General features: G+C 75.4%; 19 protein-coding genes. 8 read left to right on the forward strand and 11 right to left on the reverse strand.

The genetic code is table 11. The features are described 5' to 3' along the window. The 4 genes from serS to ACFVN3_RS05430 all read right to left on the reverse strand — a co-directional run bounded on the left by serS (position 1) and on the right by ACFVN3_RS05430 (position 4,226). The gene (gene serS, locus ACFVN3_RS05415) at positions 1-1,284 is read right to left on the reverse strand and encodes a serine--tRNA ligase (RefSeq protein ID WP_378231311.1); all 1,284 of its coding nucleotides are present in this window, start codon (positions 1,282-1,284) and stop codon (positions 1-3) included. Positions 1,285-1,321: 37 nt separating this feature from the next. Further along, on the reverse strand, positions 1,322-2,218 hold the full coding sequence (locus ACFVN3_RS05420; RefSeq protein ID WP_378231313.1) for a siderophore-interacting protein: 897 nt from the start codon (positions 2,216-2,218) through the stop codon (positions 1,322-1,324). Beyond that, positions 2,215-3,210, reverse strand: coding sequence for an ABC transporter substrate-binding protein (locus ACFVN3_RS05425; protein ID WP_378231315.1), 996 nt, complete (start codon positions 3,208-3,210; stop codon positions 2,215-2,217). Before ACFVN3_RS05425 ends, ACFVN3_RS05420 begins: the two co-directional genes overlap by 4 nt. 206 nt (positions 3,211-3,416) lie before the next feature. Continuing rightward, the gene (locus ACFVN3_RS05430) at positions 3,417-4,226 is read right to left on the reverse strand and encodes a helix-turn-helix domain-containing protein (RefSeq protein WP_378231317.1); all 810 of its coding nucleotides are present in this window, start codon (positions 4,224-4,226) and stop codon (positions 3,417-3,419) included. 80 nt (positions 4,227-4,306) lie between these two features. Between ACFVN3_RS05430 and ACFVN3_RS05435 the strand changes: the two genes are divergently transcribed. Beyond that, complete coding sequence (locus tag ACFVN3_RS05435) at positions 4,307-5,425, forward strand: diacylglycerol/lipid kinase family protein (RefSeq protein WP_378231319.1); 1,119 nt, start codon at positions 4,307-4,309, stop codon at positions 5,423-5,425. Between the two features lie 17 nt (positions 5,426-5,442). Here the strand turns inward: ACFVN3_RS05435 and ACFVN3_RS05440 are convergent, their stop codons facing one another. Next, positions 5,443-5,997 carry a TetR family transcriptional regulator gene (locus ACFVN3_RS05440; protein WP_378231321.1) on the reverse strand — a complete coding sequence of 185 codons (555 nt, stop codon included), beginning with the start codon at positions 5,995-5,997 and terminating at the stop codon, positions 5,443-5,445. A gap of 2 nt (positions 5,998-5,999) precedes the next feature. Further along, positions 6,000-6,524: an FBP domain-containing protein gene (locus tag ACFVN3_RS05445; RefSeq protein ID WP_378231323.1), complete on the reverse strand. Its 525-nt coding sequence runs from the start codon at positions 6,522-6,524 to the stop codon at positions 6,000-6,002. A 172-nt stretch (positions 6,525-6,696) separates the two neighbouring features. On the opposite strand from ACFVN3_RS05445, the gene ACFVN3_RS05450 reads away from it, so the two are divergent. Then, positions 6,697-11,412 (forward strand): hypothetical protein, encoded by a 4,716-nt coding sequence (locus ACFVN3_RS05450; protein WP_378231326.1) that lies wholly within the window; start codon positions 6,697-6,699, stop codon positions 11,410-11,412. Between the two features lie 150 nt (positions 11,413-11,562). On the opposite strand, the gene ACFVN3_RS05455 is transcribed toward ACFVN3_RS05450, so the two are convergent. The 5 genes from ACFVN3_RS05455 to ACFVN3_RS05475 form a co-directional block, all read right to left on the reverse strand. Then, positions 11,563-12,450, reverse strand: coding sequence for a glycosyltransferase family 2 protein (locus ACFVN3_RS05455; RefSeq protein ID WP_378231328.1), 888 nt, complete (start codon positions 12,448-12,450; stop codon positions 11,563-11,565). Positions 12,451-12,626: 176 nt separating this feature from the next. Continuing rightward, complete coding sequence (locus ACFVN3_RS05460) at positions 12,627-13,451, reverse strand: DUF5926 family protein (RefSeq protein WP_378231330.1); 825 nt, start codon at positions 13,449-13,451, stop codon at positions 12,627-12,629. Between the two features lie 10 nt (positions 13,452-13,461). After that, entirely contained in the window at positions 13,462-14,553 is a 1,092-nt protein-coding gene (locus tag ACFVN3_RS05465) for a pirin family protein (RefSeq protein ID WP_378231332.1), read from the reverse strand. A gap of 651 nt (positions 14,554-15,204) precedes the next feature. Beyond that, positions 15,205-16,212 carry a hypothetical protein gene (locus tag ACFVN3_RS05470; protein WP_378231334.1) on the reverse strand — a complete coding sequence of 336 codons (1,008 nt, stop codon included), beginning with the start codon at positions 16,210-16,212 and terminating at the stop codon, positions 15,205-15,207. Positions 16,213-16,308: 96 nt separating this feature from the next. Next, entirely contained in the window at positions 16,309-16,884 is a 576-nt protein-coding gene (locus ACFVN3_RS05475; protein ID WP_378231336.1) for a DinB family protein, read from the reverse strand. 132 nt (positions 16,885-17,016) lie between these two features. On the opposite strand from ACFVN3_RS05475, the gene ACFVN3_RS05480 reads away from it, so the two are divergent. The 6 genes from ACFVN3_RS05480 to ACFVN3_RS05505 all read left to right on the forward strand — a co-directional run bounded on the left by ACFVN3_RS05480 (position 17,017) and on the right by ACFVN3_RS05505 (position 23,357). Further along, complete coding sequence (locus tag ACFVN3_RS05480; RefSeq protein ID WP_378231338.1) at positions 17,017-17,631, forward strand: TetR/AcrR family transcriptional regulator; 615 nt, start codon at positions 17,017-17,019, stop codon at positions 17,629-17,631. 85 nt (positions 17,632-17,716) lie between these two features. After that, the gene (locus ACFVN3_RS05485; RefSeq protein WP_378231340.1) at positions 17,717-19,027 is read left to right on the forward strand and encodes an MFS transporter; all 1,311 of its coding nucleotides are present in this window, start codon (positions 17,717-17,719) and stop codon (positions 19,025-19,027) included. A 97-nt stretch (positions 19,028-19,124) separates the two neighbouring features. Next, positions 19,125-19,793, forward strand: a complete 669-nt coding sequence (locus ACFVN3_RS05490) for a heme oxygenase (biliverdin-producing) (RefSeq protein WP_378231343.1) — start codon at positions 19,125-19,127, stop codon at positions 19,791-19,793. 257 nt (positions 19,794-20,050) lie between these two features. Then, positions 20,051-21,325, forward strand: a complete 1,275-nt coding sequence (locus ACFVN3_RS05495; protein ID WP_378231345.1) for a hemin ABC transporter substrate-binding protein — start codon at positions 20,051-20,053, stop codon at positions 21,323-21,325. A gap of 152 nt (positions 21,326-21,477) precedes the next feature. After that, complete coding sequence (locus ACFVN3_RS05500; protein ID WP_378231412.1) at positions 21,478-22,488, forward strand: FecCD family ABC transporter permease; 1,011 nt, start codon at positions 21,478-21,480, stop codon at positions 22,486-22,488. Then, the gene (locus ACFVN3_RS05505; protein ID WP_378231348.1) at positions 22,485-23,357 is read left to right on the forward strand and encodes a heme ABC transporter ATP-binding protein; all 873 of its coding nucleotides are present in this window, start codon (positions 22,485-22,487) and stop codon (positions 23,355-23,357) included. The genes ACFVN3_RS05500 and ACFVN3_RS05505 overlap by 4 nt, the downstream gene beginning before the upstream one ends. Positions 23,358-23,656: the final 299 nt, after the last annotated feature.

The following is a 23,656-nucleotide window of genomic DNA, read 5'->3' on the forward strand; positions in this document are numbered from 1 at the left end:
TCACGCCACCACCGGCTCGAGGACCTCGAGGCCGCCGAGGTACGGGCGCAGGCCCTCCGGCACGCGGACCGAACCGTCGGCCTGCTGGTGGTTCTCGAGGATCGCGACGATCCAGCGCGTCGTGCCGAGCGTGCCGTTGAGCGTCGCCACGGTGCGCGTCTCGTTCCTGCCGTCGACCTCGACGCGCTCGCGCACGTTGAGGCGGCGCGCCTGGAACGTCGTGCAGTTCGAGGTCGACGTGAGCTCGAGGTAGCGCTGCTGCGTGGGCAGCCACGCCTCGCAGTCGAACTTGCGCGCGGCGCTCGACCCGAGGTCGCCCGCCGCGGTGTCGATGACGCGGTACGGCAGGTCGACGAGGCGCAGCATCTGCTCCTCCCAGCCGAGCAGGCGCTGGTGCTCCGCCTCGGCGTCGGCCGGGTCGCAGTAGGAGAACATCTCGACCTTGTGGAACTGGTGCACGCGGATGATGCCGCGCACGTCCTTGCCGTGCGAGCCGGCCTCGCGGCGGTAGCACGCGCTCCAGCCGGCGTAGCGCAGCGGCCCGGCCGAGAGGTCGACGATCTCGTTCGCGTGGTAGCCCGCGAGCGCGACCTCGCTCGTCCCGACGAGGTAGAGGTCGTCCTTCTCGAGGCGGTAGATCTCGTCCGCGTGGGCGCCGAGGAACCCGGTGCCCTGCATGACCTCGGGGCGCACGAGCGTCGGCGTGATGACGGGCGTGAACCCGGCCGCGACCGCCGTGTCCATGGCCGCGTTGAGCAGCGCGAGCTCGAGGCGCGCGCCCACGCCCGTGAGGTAGTAGAACCGCGCGCCCGACACCTTCGCGCCGCGCTCGGTGTCGATCGCGCGCAGGCCCTCGCCCAGGTCGAGGTGGTCGCGCGGCGTGAAGCCCTCCGCCGCGAAGTCGCGGATCGTCCCCTCCTCGCGCAGCACGACGTAGTCGTCCTCGCCCCCGGCGGGCGCGCCCGCGACGACGTTCGAGATGCGGTACAGCAGCCCGCGCAGCTCCTCCGCCGCGGCGTCCGCGTCGGCCTGGCGCGCCTTGACGTCGGCCGCGAGCTGCTTGGTGCGCGCGAGCAGCTCCTGCTTCTCCTCCCCCTGCGCCTGGGCGACCTGCTTGCCGAGGGACTTCTGCTCGGCACGCAGGCTCTCGAACTCGCTCAGCGCGGCACGGTGGCGGGCGTCGGCGTCGAGGGCGGCGTCCACCAGCGCGGGGTCGTCACCACGGGTGACCTGGCTGGCACGGACGATGTCGGGGTTGTCGCGCAGGAGGCGGAGGTCGATCACGCCAGCAGCCTAACGAACCCGGCCACCGCCCGAGCCCTCACAGCCCGACGGACTCGAGGACGTCGTGGTACTCGTCCACGATCTCCTCCTCGCCCTTGCCCTCCTGGTCCCACAGCGCCTCGATGCGCGCCTTGACCGCCGGGTCGAGCGCCTCCCAGCGCGCGTCCGCGGACTCGGCGGCGTCGGTCCAGTACCCGACGGTCTTGTACGCGGTGGCGGGCAGCCCGAGCTCGTGGCGCAGGTACTTCCGTACCGCGCGCAGCACCCTGGTCTCGCCCGCGAACCACACGTACCCGACGCCGTCGGGCAGGGTCACGCCGCGCAGGGCCTCCTCGAGCCGCGACGGGCCGTGGCCGTTGCCGCCGTGCAGCCACGCGACCTCGACGTGCGGCCCGACGGCGAGCGGCTGCTCGTGGTCGGGACCGGTCACCTCGAGCACGGCACGGGTCGGCACGCCCGCCGGCGCCTGCTCGAGCAGGCGCGCCGCGGCGGGCAGGCCCGTCGCGTCGGCGAGCAGGAGCTGCCACGCCAGCCCGGCCGGCGGGTCGTAGAGCCCGGTCGGCGAGTTGAGGCCGACGACGTCCCCCGGCCGCGCGCGCAGCGCCCAGGCTGCCGCGACCCCGCCGTCGTGCACGACGAAGTCGACGACGACCACGCCCGGCTCGGGCACGTCGCGCACGGTGTACGTGCGCAGGGACAGCGGCTCGACGCCGTCGGCGTACTCGAACCAGGACTCCGTCGCGACGGGCAGGACCGGGTCCGGCTCGCCGTCGCGCGGGAACATGACCCGCAGGTACTCGTCCCCCACGCCGGTCGTCTCGAAGCCGGCCAGGCCGGGACCGGCGAACGTCACCCGGACCATGCCGGGCGTGAGGCGCTCGACGTCGCGCACGACGGCCCGGTGGACGCGCATCGTCACGGTCGACCGGCTCACGGGAGCAGCGCCTTCTCGACGACCTCGAGGAACGCGTACTGCCCGCTGGGCGACCCGTAGTTCATCTCCATGTCGTACCGCACGACGTTCCCCGAGCTCACGGCGGGCAGCGCGCTCCACAGCGCGTTGCCCCCGATCTCGGCGAACGGGTCCGGGATCGTGCCGTCCGCGCCGGGCGCGTCGGACGCGAACATCACGTCGACGTCGCTCAGCGCCTCCAGCTGCTCGAGCGAGTACACGGTGCCGTCCCACGAGTCCGCGTACTCCGGGATCTCGAGCCCGAGGTCCTTGAACACCAGGCACGGCATGCCGTAGCAGCTCGCCGTGACGCTGCCGTCCCAGTAGCCGACCGGCGCGACGACGGGGTGCACGTCCGCGGCGTCGAGCGCCGCGCGCACCTCCGCGACCTTCGTGTCGTACTTCTCGACCCACGCGTCGTGCTCGGCCTCGCGGTCGAACGCGACCGCGATCTCGGCGAAGCGGTCGCGCCAGTCGCCGCCGTCGAACCCGTCGTAGCTGTAGGTCGGTGCGATCTCGGGGAGCTTCGCGACGAGGTCCGCGTCGTAGCCGAGGCCGTTGAGGATGACGTCCGGCGCGGCGTTGAGCATCTCCTCGTAGTTGTACTCGGGGAAGTTCTCGAAGGTCTCGAGGCCGGAGAGCGCCTCCTGGTCGAAGAACGACGGGAACGCGGTGTACCCCTCGTCGCGGATCGGCTGCTTGCCGGCGAGCGGGACGCCGAGCGTCACGAGCATGTCGATGTCGGTCGTGTAGACGCCGAGCGCCGCCTGCGGGTCGGCCGGGAGGTCGACCTCGCCGAACGCGGTGTCGACGGTCCGGGTGCTCCCGGAGGCGGACGTGTCCGCCGTGCCGGCCGACGCGGCCGGTTCCGACGTGGCGCAGCCGGCGAGCAGCGCGACGACCGCCGCCGGGGCGAGGACGGACACGGTGAGCGAGGCCGGGCGGGGGCGCGGGGCGCGAGGGCGCGCGGTCATGGGGCTCCTTCGTCGGGTGTGCGACCGACGCCGTGCGTCCGGTCGTGGTCGTCGCCCGTGCCGAGATCGGGCGTCGGCCCGACCTCGCACACGTGGTGAGGTTTGCCTAGCCTAACCACCCGCTCGGGTCACGGGGCGCCCCGCCGTGTCGCGAACCGGACGGATCGTGTCGGGTCCCGGACAGGTCGTCCCGGTCTGCCGCCGCCTCAGGACGCACGGCCCGCGGGCACCCTGCCCGCGTACGCGCCCGGCGTCGTCCCGACCGTGGCGCGGAACGACTGGACGAACGCGCTCGCGGACGCGTAGCCCACGTGCCGCGCGACCGCGCCCACGGGCATCCCCGACGCGAGCAGACCGACCGCGGCCCGCATGCGGACGGTCGTCCGCCACTGCGCGAAGGTCGTCCCGGTCTCCTCACGGAACCGCCGCGACGCCGTCCGGGCGCTCATCCCCGCGCCCTCGGCCCACTCGTCGAGGGTGCGGCGGTCGTCCGGGCGGGCGATCACCGCGCGAGCGACGGCGCGCAGCGCGGGGTCGGCAGGGAGCGGCAGGCCGGCCGCCGGCCCCGTCGCGGGCCCCGCCGTCGAGCGCGCCGGGCCGGGCTCCGCGGGCGCGACCAGGTCGCGGACCGTGCCCTCGACGCGGCGGCGCACGTCCGCCCGCAGGTCGGTGCCCGAGAGGAGCGCGAGGAGCTCGGCCACCGCCGGGACCACCGTGACGACGACGGTCCGGCCGCCCACCCCCTCTGGAGGGTCGCCGCCGAGGAACGTGCACGCGAACGGGACACCGTCCCCCGCAGTCACCTCGTGCGCGCAGCCCGCCGGGATCCACAGCCCGTGGCCCGGGGGGACGACGAACCAGCCGTCGTCGGTCTCGGCCTCCAGCGGTCCGCGCGCGTCCCACAGGAGCTCGTGGACGTCGTGCACGTGCCGCGGCCAGCGGCGCGGTCCCCGCGCCCCGAACCTGTTGGTCCCCACGGTCCCGTCCGCACCGAAGGTGACCCGCTGCAGCTGCACCGCGCCCCTCCTCGCTCCCGATGCCCGCGGACGCTGCGCCGGATGCCGCGCTCTGCCCTGCCGCCACTAGCGTAGGGGCCATGTCCTGGACGCTCTGGCTCGCGATCGCCGCGCTCGCCGTCGCCGTCGTGGCGCTCGCCGTCGCGCTGGGGCTGCGCGCGCAGCAGACCCGGCAGCGCCGCGCGCACGGCGACGCGCCGCCCGTCGAGGAGCCCCCGGTCGAGGACGACCCGCGCGAGCTCGTCGCGTTCGTCGCCAACCCGTCGAAGCCCGACGTCGCGGGGCTGGAGACGCTCGTCCGCGCCGCCTTCGCGGACGCCGCCCTGCCCGACCCGCTGTGGTTCGAGACGACGGTCGAGGACCCGGGCGTCGGGCAGACGCGCGACGCCCTCGCGCGCGGCGCGGACGTCGTCGTCGCGGTGGGCGGGGACGGCACGGTCCGCGCGGTCGCCGAGGGCATGGTCGGCAGCGGACGCACCATGGGCCTGGTCCCGGTCGGCACCGGCAACCTCCTCGCGCGCAACCTCGACCTCCCGGTGGGTGATGCACGCGCCGCGCTGGCCGTCGTGATCGCCGGGTCCGACCGGCCGGTCGACGTGGGCTGGGTCAAGGTCCTGCGCTACGCCGAGGGCCCTGACGACGCGGGTCCCGACCCGGCCCGGGACGCCGGCACGGAGCACATCTTCCTCGTCATCGCGGGCCTCGGGTTCGACGCCGCGATGGTCGCCGACACCGACGACGACCTCAAGGCGAAGGTCGGCTGGGTCGCCTACTTCGTCGCGGGCATCCGGCACCTGCACGGACGCCGCATGCGCGCGCGCATCCAGCTCGACGACACGCCGCCCGTCGACGCGCGGCTGCGCTCGCTCCTCATCGGCAACTGCGGCCGCCTCCCGGGGGGCCTCACGCTCCTGCCCGACGCGGTGATCGACGACGGGATCCTGGACATCGCGGCGATCGACACGCGCGGCGGGGTCGTGGGCTGGGCGCAGCTCTTCGGGGAGGTCGTCATGCAGGGCCTCGGCGTGCGCAACGACCTGCCCGCCAAGATCGGTCGCATCGACCACGCGCGCGCCCGGCGCGTCCGCGTACGGGTCGAGGACGGCGAGCAGGCCCAGGTCGACGGCGACGTGCTGGGCCTCGCGGTCGAGATCGAGGCGCGCGTCGACCCCGGCGCCCTGGTGGTGCGTACCGCCTGAGCCGGGCGCGCACGCCGTCAGCGCGACGTCGTCTCGGCGTCGATCGCCGATCGCATGACCGCGTGCGGAGGGATCGCCCCGGTCCCGCCCACCCGGGTCAGCCCGGCCAGCCCGACGCCGACCATGAGCAGCCTGGCCGCGGCGTCGCGGTGGCCGCGGCCGCCGAGGACGTCCGCGAGGACGGCGACCAGGTGGTCGAGCGTCTCCACGTAGGCCTGAGCGACCTCGGGACGCAGCTGCGCGTGCGCGCCGGCCTCTGCCCAGAGCGTCAGAGCCCGGCCGTCGCCGGTCGGACCGACGAGGTCCTCGAAGAAGAGCTCGAGCCCCGCGCGCGGCTCCAGACCGCGGACCGCACCCTGGAAGGCGGCGATCTCCTCGCCGGCGTAGCGCCGCCACGCCTGCGCGACGAGCTCGTCCGTCGACGCGAAGTGATGGTGGATCTGGCCGGGGGAGCCTCCGAGCTCGTCGGCCACGACGCGCGCGGTGACGGCACCGAGGCCGGCACGGCGCACGACGGCCGCCGCTGCGACGACGATCGTGTCCCGACGCTCCGCGCGCGGCAGGTAGGCCATCGTCATCTCCTCGTCCGCGCCGTGCCGGTGCCGTCGGTCAGGCCGTGCAGGAACGCGAGCGTACGCGTCCGGAGCCCTGCACGGCGAGCCCGGACCACCTCCTCCGCGGGTGGGTCGAGCGGGCCGCGGACGGGGGTGGCCAGCACGTTCCGGCCGCAGTCCAGATCGGTGCAGACGAGGATGCCCACGGTGCTCAGCCGTCGCCTCTTGTCGGACGACGGCCTGGGTGCGGCGAAGAGCGCCACCTCGTTGAAGCGCCTCGTGAAGCGGCAGAGGGCACACATGACCGCGCGCCCTGCAGTCTCCGCGTGGCTCGGGCTCTGGCGGAGGACCGCGCCCAGCACGCGGCCGTCGACGCCCTCGGCCACGAGGAAGGCGCGCTGAGGCGCCCGAGGGTCCCGCCACCCGAGGTAGTCGAGATCGTCCCAGCGCAGGGCGTCGAAGTCCGCGGGCAGCCGGATCCTCCCCTCCGACGGCTCCGTGTTCACGATCGCGGACCGGGCTTCCGCACGGCTCAACGGGCGCACGGCCGGCTCCATAATTTGTACATGGAACCAATTTGTACACGGATACAAGTTTGACCGTCCAGCGGATACCCGCGCAGCGGGCGTGGAGGGCGCGTGAGCGTCCCGCGCGGACCTGCGACGACGCCGTCCGGACGGCCAGGGCGCGTGCGGGGCGCCCCCGTAGGCTGGTCCGGTGACGTTCCCGGCCGCCGCGCTCTCCCCTGCCCGCACGCTCCCCACCCGGCGATGGCGGCGCGGGGGCACCCGGGCGACGGCGCTCGCGACTGCCGTCGCGCTCACCCTGCTCACCGCCCTCGGGGCCGTCGTCGCGCCTCCCGCGGCCGCATTGCCGTCAGGCACGACGGCAACCGGCACCTCGGCCGGCACCGGCGTCGGCACCGGCGTCGGCACCGCGCCGACGCACGACCCCCGGCCCGTGGTGCTCGTCGCGGTGGCGGGCCTGTACTGGAGCGACGTGTCGCCCACCGCGACCCCCACGCTGTGGTCGATGATCCGCACGGGGTCGGTCGCGTCGCTCGGCGTGGGGCGGACGTCCTGCGCGACCGACGCGTGGCTCACCCTGTCCGCCGGGCAGATGGTCACGTCCTCCGACCCGACGGCCGAGGACCCGGCCGAAGCGCCGCCCGTCAGCACCGAGCCGCCCACCACGGGCTGCCCGCCGCTGCCCGTCCCCACCACGCCGACGGCGGGGACCGCGCCCGAGGCGCAGCCGGCGGACGTCCCCGGATGGGCGGCGCTCACCGCGCCGTCCGAGGAGGAGGCCGCCGCCCCGACCGCGCACCACGCGCCCGGCACCCTCGCGACGCGGCTCGCCGAGACCGGCGTCTGCACGACGGCGGTCGGGCCGGGCGCGGCCGTCATGCTCTCCGACGCGAGCGGCCAGGTCGAGCGGTACACGTCCGCGCTCGCGGGGCTGCCCGAGGGTGGGCTCGACGCGTGCGACGTCACGGTGGTCGACCAGGGCGAGATCGTCGACTCCTCCCCCGGGCGGGGGCAGAGCCTCGACGCGCTCGACGAGGCGCTCGCGCGCGTCATGGACGAGGTCGACCGCGGCACGCGCGTGCTCGTCGCGGGAGTGCCCTCGGGGCCGGTCGGCGAGCCGGGGCTCCCGGTCGTCGTCGACTGGCGCAAGGGCGAGCCCACGAGCCGCTGGCTGCACTCCCCGAGCACGCAGAAGGACGGCATCGTCCAGCTCGTCGACCTCACGGCGACCGTCGTCGACGAGGCGGGCGGGAGCACCGAGGGTCTCGACGGCGCTCCCCTGTCGCTGGGCGAGGTCCGGCGCATGGACGTCGCGCGCACGGTCGAGAACCGGCAGTACCTCAACGTCCTCACGAGCACCATCCCCACGCTCTACCCCGTGCTCGTCGGGCTGCTCGTCGCGACGCTCGTCGTCGCGCTCGGCGGAGCGCTGTGGGTGCGGCGCGCGGCCGCGCGACGCGGGCTGCCGCCGCGCCCCCGCCCCGCCGGGCTGCGCGTCCTGTCCGCCGTGCTCATGGTCGCGGCGGCGGCGCCCGTCGCGGCCTCGCTCGCGAGCCTGTCGCGCTGGTGGGTGTGGAGCGCCCCCGCCCCGGCGCTCACCCTCGCGCTCGCGGTGAGCGCCGTCGCCGTGGCGCTCGTGGCCTGGCTCGTCTCGCGGCTCCTCCCCCGCCGCCCGTGGGCGCTGCCGACCGCGCTCGCGGGAGTCACGTGGCTCGTCCTCACGGTCGACGGGGCGACGGGCACGACCCTCCAGCAGGCGTCCCTGCTCGGCACGTCCGCCGTCGCGGGCTTCACGCGCTTCTACGGCTTCAACAACGTGACGTTCGCCGTGTACGCGGTCGCCGGCCTCGTGCTCGCCGGCGGCCTCGCGTCCGCGGCGCTCGCCCGGGGCCGACGCCGGCTCGCGGCCTGGCTCGTCGTCGCGGTCGGGGCGGTGACGGTCGTCATCGACGGCTGGCCCGCGTTCGGCGCCGACTTCGGCGGGATCCTCGCGCTCGTCCCCGCGTTCGCCGTGCTCGCGCTGCTCGTCGGCCGGGTACGGATCACGTGGCTGCGCGCGCTGGTCGTCGCGGGCCTCACCGTGCTCGTGGTCGCGGTCGTCGCGGTCGTCGACTGGCTGCTGCCGGGCGGCAGCTCGCACCTCGGCGGCTTCGTGCAGACCGTCGTCGACGGAGCGGCGCTCGAGGTGATCGGCCGCAAGGCCGTGGGCGCGTGGCGCACCGTCGCGCAGCCTGCCGGCGCCGCCGCGGCGGTGCTCGTCGTCCTCGTCGCGCTCGCGGCGCTGCGCCCCGCGCGCTTCCGGCTCCCCGAGGTCGTGCGCGCCTACGAGCGGTGGCCGCTGCTGCGCGAGCTCGTGATCGCGCTCGTGGTCGTGGCGGGGGTCGGCTCGGTGCTCAACGACTCGGGCGTCATCATCGGCGTCATGGTCGTAGTCGTCGCGACCGCGATGGTCGTGCCCGGCTTCCTCGCGCGGTCCGCGCCCCAGCGCGCGGCGGCCGCGCTCCCCGTGCCGGGGATCCGGCACATGCCCACGATGCTCCTCACCGTCGGGGGCGGGCTCCTGCTCGTCGTCCTCCTCGTCTCGACGGTGCTCGCCTCGGGAGGCCTGCGTCCCACGTCCAGCGCGGCGCCCGCAGGCGGCGAGGCGGCCGTGACCCGTGCGGACGCCATCGCCACCGACCGCCCGCTCGTCGTCGTCGGGACCACGGGCGTGACGTGGAGCGACGTGACGGCGTCCACCACACCGACCCTGCACGCCCTGCTCACCGACGGCGCCGGTGCCGGGGGCGTCGCCCAGCCGACGGGCGCGGCGAGCCGCTGCACCGTCGGGGGCTGGCTCGCGCTCTCGGCGGGCCAGCTCGCCGAGGTCGCGACCGAGCGCGCGCCCGACGGCACGTGGGAGTGCCCGACGGCGCAACCTGTCGCCACCTCCTCCACCTCCACAGGCACAGACCCGGACGGCGCCGGCGGCGCGCACGTCGACGGCTGGGACGACCTCGTCGCGCTCCAGCAGGGCTCCGGCTACCAGGCGCGGCTCGGCGTGCTGGGCGACGCGCTCGCCGGTGACGACACGGGCACCGCGACGGGAGCCGTGTGCGCGACCGCCGTCGGTCACGGCGCGGCGCTCGCCCTCGCGGACTCTCAGGGCGACGTCGCGCGCTACCGGGACCTCGCGAGCGCGACCGCTCCCGGGAGCGACGCCTTCGCGTGCCCCGTGACCGTCGTCGACGCCGGCGACGCGACCGCCCCCACGGTCGACCCCGACCTCCCGGCCGAGGAGCGCGTCGCGCTGCGCGCCTCGCTGCGCGTCGACCGGCTCGCCGCCGTGGACGCCACCGTCGGCGCGGTGCTCGACGCCAGCCCGACCGGGACGACGGTGCTCGTCGTCGACGTCGCGGGCACGCCCGGGACCCGTCCGGCCCTCGGCGCGACGCTCGTACGCCCTTCGTTCGACGGGCCCGAGCAGGCGCGGTACCTGACCAGCGCGGCCACGCGGACCGACGGAGTCGCGCGCGTCCTCGACGTCCCCGCGACCGTGCTCGACGCGGCAGGAGCGGCGACGCCGGCCCGTATCCAGGACACGCCCCTGGCCTGGGGCTCGCCGCGGCCCCCGGACGCGACGTCGACCGCGGACGCGCTCGCCGACCTCACGACGCGCGACCACGTGCGGCGCGCGGTCTACACCGCGTTCGTCGACGTGCCGCTCTACGCGGGCCTCGCGATCGCCGGGCTGTGCCTCCTGCTCGCGCCGCGGGCCGCGCGCGCGACCGGCGACCGGGCGCGTGCCCGCTGGGCCCGGGCCTCGCACTGGGCGCGCGGGGCCGCGCTCGTCGTGGCCGCGGTGCCGACCGCGGCCTTCCTCGTGTCGCTCACCGGATGGTGGAGGTTCGGGAACCAGACCCTCGCGATCGTCGTCTCGACCGTGCTCGCGACAGCAGCCGTCGCCGCGCTCGGCGCGCTCGCCCCCCGGCGGCCGGTGTGGCTCGGGCCCGGGATCGTCGCCGGGATCACCTTCGCGGTGCTCACGCTCGACGCGCTCGTCGGGACGCCGCTGAACCGCGCCAGCCCGCTCGGCTCCGCCCCGACGTTCGGTGCGCGGTTCTACGGGTTCGGCAACCCGACGTTCTCCGTCTACGCGGTCGCGGCGCTCGTCCTGGCCGCGGCGCTCGCCCAGTGGCTCGTCGCCCGCGGGCACCGCTACGTCGCCGCGACGGTCGTGGGCGTGATCGGCCTCGTGACGATGGTCGTGGACGTGTGGCCGACCCTCGGGGCCGACCTCGGCGGCGGGCTCGTCGTCGTGCCGGCGTTCGCCGTGCTGGGCCTCGCGGCGTCCGGGGCCCGGGTCACGTGGCGACGCTTCCTGCTCGTCGCCGCGGCCGGTGTGGGGCTCGTGGCCGCCGTCGGCGTGCTCGACTGGCTGCGCCCGGCCGACGAGCGCTCGCACCTGGGCCGTTTCGTCGGCCAGGTCGTCGACGGCTCCGCCTGGGAGACCCTGCTCCGCAAGGCCGGGTACGCGGCCCGCTCCGTGCTGGGGGGCGTGCCCGTCTGGCTGACGATCCTCGTGCTCGTCGCGGCGGCGCTGGTGCTGTTCTGGCCCCGGCGGTTCACGCCGGGGTGGTTCGCCCGGACCGAGGCCGCGTGGCCGCTCCTGCGCCCGACGGTGCTCGCCCTGTGGATCGTGTGCGTCGCCGGGTCGCTCGTCAACGACTTCGGCGTGCGCATCGCGCTCATCGCGCTCATCCCGGCGGTCCCGCTGCTCACCGTCGCGGCGCTGCACTCCGTCGACGACGGCACCGGGACCGACGAGGAGCCCGGCGCCGGGGAGGGCGCCCCGAGCGCCGCGCCGGACGCGGAGGGGACGGCGTCGGCGGGTGCCGCCTCGCGGGTGGAGAGCGCGGCGCCCTGAGCCTGGCGGGTCTACGCGAGGACGAGCTCCGCGCCGCCCGCCGCGAGATCCGCCATCGCGACGCTCCGGATCGCCGGGTCATCGTAGGTGTTCCAGTCGTACGTCGACGTGCGCCAGCGCTCGGACGCGGGACGCTCCGCGTCGAGGGTGCTAGTGGTCGGCGCGCACCCGGTCGACGGCGGAGCGCATCTTGCGCGCGTTCACGGCCAGGAGCACGTCGCGGTACTGCGCGGCGCGGTGGAGCTGGCCCTTGAGGTCGTTGGACGACGCGCGGTGGCGCAGGTCGCACGGCACCTCGACGGCGACGTAGCCCTTGCGGAGCAGGTCGATCGTCATGCCGGTCTCCACGCCCCATCCGCGCGCGAGCGGGGTCGCCGCCTCGAACGCCTCGCGCGTGAGGCAGCGCATCCCCGAGAGCGGCTGGGTCGGGGTCCACCCGGTGAGGGACTGGATCGCGCGTCGCGCCGCCCCGACGACGATCCCGCGGCCGCCCGCGCCAGGCTGCGGCGGGAGCAGCGCGATCGAGACGTCGGCGAACCCGTCGAGCACCGGCGCGACGAGCGGCGCGGTGTTCACGGCCGTCTCGCCCAGGTCGCCGTCGATGAAGAGCACGAGGCGCGGCGGGCGGTCGGCCGCGTCGCGCATGGCGACGACGGCCGCGCCGGTCTCCATGGCCGCGGCCTTGCCGCGGTTGTGCGAGTGGCGCACGACGACGGCCCCCGCCTCGCGCGCGACGTGCTGGGTGTCGTCCTCGCTCCCGTCGTCCACGACGAGCACGAGGTCGACGTGGGGGATCGCCTTGGCGGCGCGGACCGTCGCGGCGATGCGCCGCGACTCGTCCTTCGCCGGGATGATCACGGCGACGCGCTGGCGCACCGCGCGACCGGTCCGACCGTCCCCGACCACCGGGCGCGGGGTGCGTGCTCGCGTGCCGGACGCCGAGAGGTACGTCGGCGGCGGCGTGCTCGCCGCGCCCGCAGGGGCAGTGCCCGTGCCCGTGTTGTTCCCCGACTCAGTCGACCGATGGTCCGCGTTCACGCCGTCCAGCCTAGTAGTGCAAAGAGTTGGCCGCAGAAGTGTCGTCGTTCCACCAGCAGATCCGCTCGGGATCTTCGCAGGACGACCGGGCTGCGTTCCCAGGTCCCCCGGATCCTACTCGACGCGGCTGCCCGCCGACAGGGGCGTCGGCGGGCCGCCGGCCGGCAGCGGGACCGTCAGCGCAGGGTCACCTGACGCGACACGATCCCCGCGCGCGCCCGGCGCTCGTTCGCGTCGAGCGGCTCCGTGACCGCGAGCGCCTCGGTGAGGAGCGCGTCGAGCTCCGCGACCGGGCCCTCGAGCTCGTCCGCCTCCGTCCCGCGCGCCAGCTCCCACACCGGGACGAGCAGCCCGCTCGACCGGAACGCACCGACGAACTTGCCGCCCGCGAGACCCGACTCGCGCCGCGCGTGCAGGCGCGAGATCGCGTCGATGAGCGCGTCCTCGGGCTCGGGGCGAGCCCAGCGCAGGAACTCGCGCGACATGCGGCACCAGTACGCCGAGGGGACGGCGTCGAGCTTGACCGTGGGCACCATCGACTCGGCCGCCTGGTCGAGCGACGCGCGCAGGTCCGGCGTGATCTCCTCGGCCGGGTCGAGCCAGAACGCGAAGTCCTCGTGGACCGTGACGTCGAACGGGACCGAGAGGTCGAGGACGTCCTGCAGGCGCGGGCCGGCGTCGGGCAGCGCGCTCATCTCGATGGACGTGCCCGGCTCGGCGTCGATCGCCTCGAGCAGCGCGGCGGCGAGGTCGCGGCTCGTGTCGCCCGAGCCGGCGAGCGTCTGGACGGCGAGGAGGATCGCGCCGTCCTGGCGGTGCAGCGCGGCCCAGCCGGCGGGCAGGACGGTCACGACGGTGACGTCGCGTGCGCCGTGCTCCGCGGTCGTGCGGGCGGTCGCGGTGGCCGAGGGCACGACCTCGCGCATCGCGACCCAGTCGGTCTCGCCGGGGAGCCCCTCGAACGGGCGCAGCACGAAGTCGGGCGTGGAGTTCTTGGCCATGCGCGGCAGTCTACTGGCGCCCCGCCGGGCGGGTGCGGGGCCGCAGGCGGACGTCGGGCAGCGCGGGCGCGGGCAGCGGGCCGCCGTCGTACCCGACGACCTCGCCGTAGCGCCCGTCCCGCGCGCCGTCGGCGTACCGGGTCCCGCCGTGGTTCGGCCCCTCGCCGCCGGTGACCACGAGCTGTGCCTGCCAGTCCGCGCGGGCGCGCGCGACGTCGTCGTGCGACCGGCCGACGAAGTTCCACCACATGACGATGTCCTCGCCGAACGGCTCGCCGCCCACGAGCACGACCCGCGCCGGCGCGTCCGGCCCGGCCTCGACCGTGAGCGTCGCGCGCCCCGGCGCCACGTACCCGAGCGACGACGGCGGGACGTCCTCCCCCTCCAGCCGCACCGTCCCGTCGTCCACGAGCAGGCCGTGCTCGTACGACGGGTCGACGTCCAGCGTCACGCGCGCGCCGGGCTCCAGGTCGACCTGCGCCCCGACGAGCGGCGAGTACGTCGTCGCGGGCGAGCGCAGCTCCGCGCCGGCGACGCGCAGGCTCCCGACGAAGACCTGGACCCGGGCGCCGGCGACCTCGACCACCGGCAGGTCGGCGTGGTGCTCGAACGCAGGCGGGTCGGTCAGCCGGTCTCCCGGGAGCGCGACCCAGAGCTGGACCCCGTGCAGGACCGGCGGACGGACGCCGCGCGGCGACTCCTCGGAGTGGGAGATGCCACGGCCCGCGGTCATGAGGTTGAGCTCGCCGGGGCGCACCGTCTGGAGCGACCCCACGGCGTCCCGGTGCAGGATCTCGCCGGCGAACAGCCACGTGACGGTCTGGAGGCCGGTGTGCGGGTGGGGCGGGACCTGCATGCCGTCGGTGCCGTCGCCGATCGCCGGCAGCGGGTCCGGACCGTAGTGGTCGAGGAAGCACCACGCGCCCACGAGCGAGCGCGCGCGCTGCGGGATCGTGCGCCGCACGCGCATGGCGCGCGTGCCCCCGAGCGGGACGTCGCGATGCTCGAGGATCTCCACCGTCGGCGCCGCGCCGGCGCCCTCGCCGTGCGGGGTGCCCGCGGAGCAGACGCGCTCCTCGGGCCGGGTCTCGAGGTTGCTCATGGCACGAGCGTAGGCGCGGCGGACCGACCTGGCCCACCACCGGCGGACGGGTCTTCGCGACGCGGGACGCCCGCGGGAGAATGGCAACGAGGCCCCTCGGAGCAGGATTCCGAGGGGCCTCGCCGTGTCCGCGCGACCCCGGGGCGGTCGGGCCGGTGGCCCGTCGGGGCGCCGCTCGCGACGTGGCGGCCCGGCGCCCCCGCGCTCGACCCGGATGCCCCGGGCAGGCGCGCTGACGCCGATCGCGGTCGGCCTTCCGGGTCCGGTCGGAACCTGCGCCGTCGCGCGCAGCCCCGCAGCAGGGGGTCGCGGGTCGTCCACCGTTCTCCGGTCAGCCGTGCCCTGGCGTTCGCGCCGGGCCGTCGTGCGCTCCAGGCGGGGCCGGGAGACCCCTGCGTACTGCCTGCCGGAACACCGTCGTCCGTCTGCGCCCGTCCGGGCCGTTAGGCACGTTTGTAGTCCTCACCCGGGGGCCCTGCAAGAGTTCCCACCGATGTCATTTGGCCGGTCGAGAAGGCCACAGGTTCGTCCACAGGCGGCCCCGCGCCGTTCCCACGCAACCCACAACCCTGTGGATGAAATCTGTGGACAGTTCGCCCGGCCGACACGCCCGGTTCGGCCGCGGCGCGCGCCTCGTGCGCACGCCGTCGGTCAGACCCAGAACTGCGTCGTCGGCGTCGCCGCCGGGGTGAGCCGCTCGTCGAGGTCGAGGTCCCGCACCACGAAGCCGCCGTCGTCCACGAGCGTCCCCGCAAGGCGCCCCTGGAGCATCGCCGCGAGCCGTGCGACGAGCACCCGGGCCCGCGAGCGCGCGATGACGTGCAGCCCCGACGGACGCTCGACCTCGAGCTCGTACGGGTCCTGCGGGACCCAGGTGACGCGGTAGGCGTGCGGGCCGTGCTCGCGCCAGTCGAGCGCAGCGAGAGCGAGCGGCACCTGCGGCACGCGCTGCGCCGCCAGCCGGACCGCGCCGTCGTACGGGGTGTCTCCCGACAGCACGTACTCCGCGAGGCCGTCCGGGCGGGGGTGGACCGCGACGACGCGCGCGCTCGGGACCGTCGTGCGCAGGACGCCGAGCGCGTCGTCGGGCCCGAGGACCTGGGCGCTGTAGAGCGTGAGGTCGACCCCTGAGGCGGGGTCGGGCGTGAGCACCGTCCGCCCGTCCGCGACGACGGCACCCCCGACGCGCCGCGCCGCCGCGACCGCCCAGCCCAGCACCTGGAGCTCGAGGCCCTGGGGCAGCCCCGCGGCGAAGGCCCGCGCGAGACCGTCGCGGTCGTCGGCGAGGGGCGCCGGCGCACCGCGCGGCGCCGGGTCGTCGACGTGCAGCGCGAACGCCTCGGCGCTGCCGCCCGCGAGGTCGAGCGCCTGCGTCTGCGGCGGCGTGAGCGGGAAGGGTCCGACGACGCGCACGCCCTCGGCGAGCCGGAGCTCGCCCGGCGTGACCACGCCGTCGGGCACGACGCCCCGGAACCGCGCGCCCACCATGGGGCGGGTCGCTCCCCCGCCGCCCGGCGCCGTGGTCCACGCCGCGTCGGCGAACCAGGCGCGCGCGAGGGTGTCCACGGGCGTTCGAGCCGCACCGCGGGAGCGAGGCACCGCGAGAAGGTGCGCTCCCGCTTGCGCGTCCGGCACGAGGCCGGCGACGGTGGCGTCCATGACCGGACCGTAGGGCGTCCGGAATGCCGGGATGTTACGCCCGTGTCACGACCGTGCGTCTCCTGACGTGGCGCGGCCGGGTGCCGCGCGTCCGGTTCACGCGCCGACGTCGTGCAGGTGGTGGACGACGTCGTGCACGAAGTACTGGCCAAGCGTGCGCACGGTGAACACGGAGCCGTTCGAGCGCCGCCCGGGGCGTTCCCACTGGTCCGGGACGAGCGCGTCGAAGCGGCCCGCGACCCGGTCGCCCGCGATCTCGAGCTCGCGCGCCACGACCGCCGGGTCCTGGTGCGCGTAGTCCTCCTCGACCGCCGTCGCGTCCTGGTCCCAGTTCGCGAACCGCGGGTCGTCGCCCTCGACCATCGACTGCACGCGCACGTCGAACACGGAGAAGACGTCGCGGACGTGCGCGGCGTACTCGAGCACGGACCACGTCGCGGCGTCGGGGCGGACGCGCACGTCCTCGCGACCGAGCGCGGCGACGTACCGCGGGACGGCGTCGCGCACCGCGGCCCCCACACGGTCGGGCGTGACCTCGGCCGCCACGAACCCGCACTCCGGGCACGGTCGCTCCATGACCCACGTCCAGTCCTTGGTGTCCGCGGGGACGGGCGGGAAGTCCGGGTCCGGGGCGGTGGCGGGGACGCCGTCGGGCGACGCGGTGGTGTCCATGGCGGCAGTGTGCCAGACGGCGGAGCGCGCCCGGGAGGCCCCGCCGGCGACGGGTTGGCGCCTCCGCGGCGGCGCGGCCGCGGCCCGGAGGAGCCGATTAGCGTTCTGACACGTCCTCCCTATGATGTCAGCATGCCCAAGATCATCGGAGGGTCCCTCCACGAGCACCGCGCCCAGACCCGGCAGAAGCTCTTCGCGGCGCTCTCGACCCTCATGATGGACCGCGGCTTCGACGCCATCTCGCTCGCCGACATCGCCGCCGCCGCGGGGGTCGGCCGCACCGCGGTGTACAACCACTTCCCCGACAAGGAGGCCCTGCTCCTCGGGTTCATCACCCACGAGACGGAGCAGTACGTCGGGACGCTCGAGCGGGCGCTGGAGGACGTGGACGACCCCGTCGAGCAGCTCCGCACCTACATCCGCCAGCAGGCCCAGCTCAAGCGCATCTTCCACCTGGCCCCCGGCCCCGACCTGCGGACGGTGCTGTCGCGCACCACGCGCCAACGGCTGCGCGAGCACGCCGAGCTCGTCGAGACGATCCTGCGCCGCATCGTGGCGTCGGGCATCGAGGTCGGTGAGTTCCCGGAGCAGGACATCGACACCACCGTGCAGCTCGTCAACGCGTGCCTGTCCGGCCGGCTCGTCCCCGACGACCCGGCCGCGCGCGAGCAGGCGATCGAGGCGACCGAGGCCTTCGTGCTGCGCGCCGTCGGGGCCGACGCGTCCACACCCGCGCTCACGCGCTGATCCGGCCGCCCTCGCCGCTTCTCCCGCGAGCAGAAGCGGGGGATTGCACGTGATGCCCGCGGCAACCGTCGCCTAGCCTCGGGAGGTGCCGACCCTCCGCCGCCGCAGGCTCCCCGACGCCCCCGCCCGGGCGCGCACCGGGCTCGGCGCACCGTTCCGGAACGTCTTCACGGCGAACCTCAGCTCCAGCCTGGGCGACGGCATCGCGCGCGTCGCCTCGCCGCTGCTCGCCGCTCGGCTCACCGACGACCCCTTCCTCGTGTCCGGCATCGCCGCCGTCTCGCTCCTGCCCTGGCTGTTCTTCGCGATCCCCGCCGGGGTGCTGCTCGACCGCATCGACCGCAGGCACGCGCTCGCGCTCGCGAACGGCGCGCGCACGCTCCTCGCCCTCGGGCTCGTCGCCCTGGCCGCGACCGGCACGCTGACGATCTGGTGGCTCTACGCCGTCGTCTTCCTCTACGGCGCGCTGGAGACCGTGTACGACGGCGCGATCCGCGCGGTGCTGCCCTCGATCGTGCGGCCCGCCGACCTCCCGCGCGCGAACTCCCGCATCGAGGCGGGCGAGATCACGGTCCAGAACTTCCTCTCCGCGCCGCTCACGTCGGCGCTGTTCGCGGTCGCCGTCGTCGTGCCGCTCGGGACCGGCGCCGCCGCGTACGCCGTCGCCGGCGCGCTCGCCCTGTTCCTGCCCGCCGTCGCCGCGGGCGAGCACCGCGCCGCGGCCGTCGAGGGGGCCGAGCCCACGCCGCCCTGGTTCCGCCAGCTCGGGGACGGGTTCCGCTACCTGTGGGCGCACCCGACCCTGCGCCCGCTGTGGCTGCTCTCGATCGTCGTCGGGCTCTGCTTCTCCGCCGCGACCGCGACGATCGTGCTCTACGTCCTCGACGTGCTGGGCGTCCCCGAGGCCTGGTACGGGACGTTCCTGCTCGTCGGCGCGGCCGGGTCGCTCGTCGCGGCGGCCGTGGCGAACCCCGCCAAGGAGCGCTTCGGGACCGGCCCGACGATGGCCGTCGCGAACCTCGTCTCGACGGTCGTCCTCGTGCTCCTCGGGCTCGCCCCGCTCCTCCCGGCCTCGGGCGCCGCGGTCGCCGCCGGCGCTGCCCTGTTCGCGGTGAGCTCCGGGGCGGTCACGGTGTGGAACGTGCTCGTCATGTCGCTGCGCCAGGCGATGATCCCCGGCCGACTGCTCGGCCGCGTGCACGGCACCTGGCGGACGCTCCTGTGGGGGGTCATGCCGCTCGGGGCGTTCCTCGGCGGACTCCTGGCCCGCGCGGACCTGGCGACGCCGCTCCTCGTCGGCGGCGGGCTGGGCACGCTGGTCGCCCTGCTGGGCTTCCGGTTCCTCGCCGGGCTCCCCGACCCGGAGGACGTGGACCAGATCCCGGACAGAGGATAGGCAAGCCTCACCTGAGTGGGTTACAGTTCCTGACGCATCGTCATGACAGGACGTCAGGACGAGCGCCCCGACCCGACGCTACCCGCAGGAGCCACCCGTGACTGCTCTCACACACGACCTCGACCGCACCGACGAGACCGTGCCGCTGTCCCAGCGCCTGCGCGAGGGCACGCGCCCCGAGCACGAGCAGGCCGAGAGCTCAGGCTTCGTCGAGCGGCTCATGTCCGGGCAGCTCGACGTCGCGGCGTACGCCGACCTCGCGGCGCAGCAGTGGGCCATCTACGGCGCGCTCGAGGACGCGAGCGCGCAGATGCGCGCCGACGCCCAGGGCTCGACGCTCGTCTTCGACGAGCTCACCCGCACCCCCGAGATCGAGAAGGACCTCACGTTCCTCGTCGGCGCCGACTGGGCCGAGCGCATCACCGTCCACCCAGCGACCGAGCGCTACGTCGCGCGCCTGCGCGCGGTCGGCACATCGCTGCCCGCCTACGCCGCGCACGCGTACACGCGCTACCTCGGCGACCTCTCCGGCGGGCAGATCATCAAGCGCATGCTCGAGCGCCACTACGGGCTCTCGGGCGACGGCCTCGCGTTCTACACGTTCGTCGAGATCCCCAAGTCCAAGCCGTTCAAGGACGTCTACCGCGAGCGCCTCGACGGTCTCGTCCTCACCCCCGAGCAGCTCGACGAGACCGTCGCCGAGGCCAAGCACGCGTTCCGCCTCAACAGCGACCTCTTCGCCGACCTGGGCGCCGCCCACCCCTGACCCACAAGCAGGACCCCTCAAGCCGCCGACCATGCGGTTGCGGCTCGTCCGACCCGGCTGACGGGCCAGATGCGCATGCTCGGCGGGCTCTGTTCGCACGATCGAGCGCCGGGGGCGCTCCCGGACGATCGTGAGGCGCGTTACTCGCGAGGCGGTCGAGGGTCGCCCTGAAGTCAGGTTAGGCTCGTCTTATCTGGGGCGAGTGACGACCTCGCCAGGTCGCGCCCTCCCCCGCACCGCTCCCTGGAGAACTCCCCATGCCTCACGCTGCCCGCTCCGCGCTGCACCTCGGCTCGCCGACGAGCCGCTCGACGTCGCCCTCGGGTCCGTCGGGCACTGCGCCCGGTCGAGCGCGGCGGATGGTGACGGCGCTGGTCGGCGCGGGTGCGGTCGTCGTGCTCGGGCTCGTCGCCGCGTGCGCGCCGCTCCCCTACGAGCCGCCCGCGACGCCGTCGGCGGAGGCGAGCCAGGACGCCGCGCCGGTCGAGGCGACGCCCGCGGAGTCCGCCGGCGAGACGACGGGCGCGCCGGTGTGCACGACGCTCGAGGAGTCGCGCGCCGCGGGCGGCGGGTCCGACGTCGACCCGTCGTCGTTCCCCTCCGGACCGACGACGGCGACGTTCGCCGACGACGCGATCCACCCCGTCGCCGACGCGCCGGCCCCGCAGCTTCCCGTCACCGTCGACTCGGTGGACGGACGCCAGGTCGAGATCACCGACGTGAGCCGCATCATCCCCGTCGACCTGTACGGGACGCTCGGCGAGATCGTCTACAGCCTCGGCCTCGGCGACGACGTCGTGGGCCGCGACCTGCCGACGGGCTTCCCCGAGGCCGCGGACGTCCCCGTCGTCACGGGCGCGGGCCACGCGCTCGACGTCGAGGCGATCCTCGGGCTCGACCCGTCCGTGATCCTCACCGACGCGACCATCCTCACCGACGACGTGCGCGGCCAGCTCGAGAGCTCGGGCATCCCGGTCGTGTACTTCGACGAGGCGCGCACGCTCGACGGCGTCGACGACCGGATCCGCGCCGTCGCGACCGCGCTCGGCGTGCCCGAGCAGGGCGAGGCCCTGGTCGAGCGCACGGACCGGCAGATCTGCGCGGCGCTCGGCGCCGTCCCGCAGGACACCGGGACGCCGCGCGTCGCGTTCCTCTACCTGCGCGGGTCCAACATCAAGATGCTGTTCGGGCCCGGCTCGGGCGCCGACGACCTGATCCAGGAGATCGGCGGCGAGGACGCCGGGACGGCGATCGGCCTCACGCAGGAGTACGCGCCGGTCACGAGCGAGGCGATCATCAGCGCCGCGCCCGACGCCTACCTCGTCATGACCGACGGGCTCGAGTCGATGGGCGGCCTCGACGCCATGATGGCGATCCCGGGCCTCGCGCAGACGCCCGCGGGCGAGGCGCGCCGCGTCGTCGACATGGACGGCTCGCGGCTCCTCACGTTCGGCCCCCGCACCGGGTCCACGATCGCGTCGCTCGTCGAGGCGTTCTACGGGGTGCCCGCGCCGGAGCTCCCGGCCTCGTGAGCACGCCCGTCACCCGTCCCCTCGGCACGCCCGAGGACGCACCGGTACCCGAGGACACCACCGCGCCCGACGGCGCCCCCCGCTCGGGCGGCCGGCCCGCCCGGGTGGGCCCCGCCGTCGGGCAGCAGCGCCGCCGGGCCGCGCGCTGGCTCATGGTCGGGCTGGGCGTCGCGCTCGCGGTGCTCACGGTCGTGTCCGGGATGACGGGACAGGTGCCCGTGTCGCCCGCGGAGGTGCTGGGTTCGCTCGCGCACCACGTCGGACTCGACTGGGGGCCGATGCCGTCGCACCCGCAGGGCGAGAACGCGCTGTGGGTCGTGCGGTTCCCCCGCGTCGTGATGGCGATCGTCGTCGGTGCCGCGCTCGCGTGCTCGGGCGCGCTCATGCAGGGCGTGTTCGGCAACCCGCTGGCGGAGCCGGGCGTCATCGGGGTGTCGTCGGGCGCGGCCGTGGGCGCGTGCGCCGTCATCGTCACCGCGGGCGCGCTCGTGCCGGGCACGTGGGTCGCCGGGGCGGCGTTCCTCGGCGGGCTCGTCACGACGTTCGTCGTCTACGCCCTCGCACGCGCCGGCGGGCGCACGGAGGTCGTGACGCTCGTCCTCACGGGCATCGCGGTCAACGCGTTCGCGGGCGGGATGCTCGCGTTCTTCACGTTCGTCGCCGACCCGGCGGCGCGCGAGCAGATCGTCTTCTGGCAGCTCGGGTCGCTCGGCGGCGCGACGTGGCAGTCCGTCGCGGTCGTGCTGCCGATCGCCGTCGTCGGGGTCGCGGGCGCGATGCTCGTGCGCCGCAAGATGGACCTGCTCGCGCTCGGCGAGCGCGCCGCGCAGCACCTCGGGGTCGACGTCGAGCGGCTGCGCCAGCTCGTCATCGTCCTCGTCGCGCTGCTCGTCTCCGCGGGCGTCGCGTTCACGGGGATCATCGCGTTCGTCGGGCTCGTCGTGCCGCACCTCGTGCGCATGGTCTGCGGCCCCAGCCACCGCACGCTCATCCCCGCCTCCGTGCTGGGCGGGGCCGTCGTGCTGCTCGCCGCGGACCTCCTCGCGCGCAGCGCCGTCGCGAACGTCGAGCTACCGCTCGGCATGATCACGTCGCTCGTCGGCGGGCCGTTCTTCTTCTACCTGCTGCGCCGGACGCGCTCGCGCCAGGGAGGCTGGGCATGACCGACCTGCGCCACGAGGGCTCGTCGTTCCTCGGCTCGCTGCGCACCGCGGTCACCGGTGCCCGACGACGGTCCCGCCTCCCGGGGCCGGTCGCACCCGGCGACGTGGTCACCGCCGCTCACGGCGTGTCCCTCACGCTCGGCGAGGCGCCGATCCTGCGCGACGTGTCCGTCGACGTCCGGGCGGGCGAGGTCCGCGCGCTGCTCGGGCCGAACGGGGCCGGGAAGTCGTCCCTGCTCGCCGTGCTCACGGGCGACCTGGTCCCCGAGGCCGGGGACGTCGTCGTCGACGGGCGCCCCCTGCGCGCCTGGACGCCGACCGAGCTCGCCCTGCGCCGGTCCGTCATGCTCCAGCAGGTCTCGCTGAGCTTCCCGTTCACGGCCGTGGACGTCGTGCGCATGGGCCGCTCGCCGTGGCGCGGCACGCCGTTCGAGGACGAGGACGACGCGGCGGTCGCCGAGGCCCTGGCCGCGACCGACGTCGAGCACCTCGCCGACCGGCACTTCACGTCGCTGTCCGGCGGGGAGAAGGCGCGCGTCGCGCTGTCCCGCGTGCTCGCGCAGCGCACGTCGCTCCTCATGCTCGACGAGCCGACCGCCGCGCTCGACCTCAAGCACCAGGAGCTCGTGCTCCAGCTCGCCCGGGCGCACGCAGCCGCGGGCGGTGCCGTGGTCGTCGTCGTGCACGACCTCTCGCTCGCCGCCGCCTACGCCGACCAGGTGACGGTCCTCGCGGGCGGGCGCGTCGTCGCCGACGGCGGGCCGCGCGACGTCCTCACCGCCGAGCTGCTGAGCGGCGTGTACGACTACCCCGTCGAGGTCGTCGACCACCCCGGCGGCGGCGCTCCGATCGTCCTACCGCGCCGCTGACCGCGGTCGGACACCGTCGACCGCTCAGCGAGCGGTCTCACCCCCACGCCTCGTCGTGCTCGACGCCCGCATCGGCGCATGGCTCCTCGCCGTCGTCCGCCAACGAGGGCGACTTCTTGTGCACGATGCCGGTCCACGGCGCGACCAGCCGACGGCCTGTTGCCGCTGCTACACGCTCAAGAGACCGAGCGCTCGCTTCGAGGAGGAGCCTGACCCGCTTTCCCGGACACCTGATCTGAGGCGATGATCGCCTCGGGAGAGGAGTCCGTGATGCCTGCAGCCAAGCCGCCGGAGTTCCG

Source organism: Cellulosimicrobium sp. NPDC057862 (assembly GCF_042797035.1).
In the GTDB taxonomy this organism is placed as follows: domain Bacteria; phylum Actinomycetota; class Actinomycetes; order Actinomycetales; family Cellulomonadaceae; genus Cellulosimicrobium.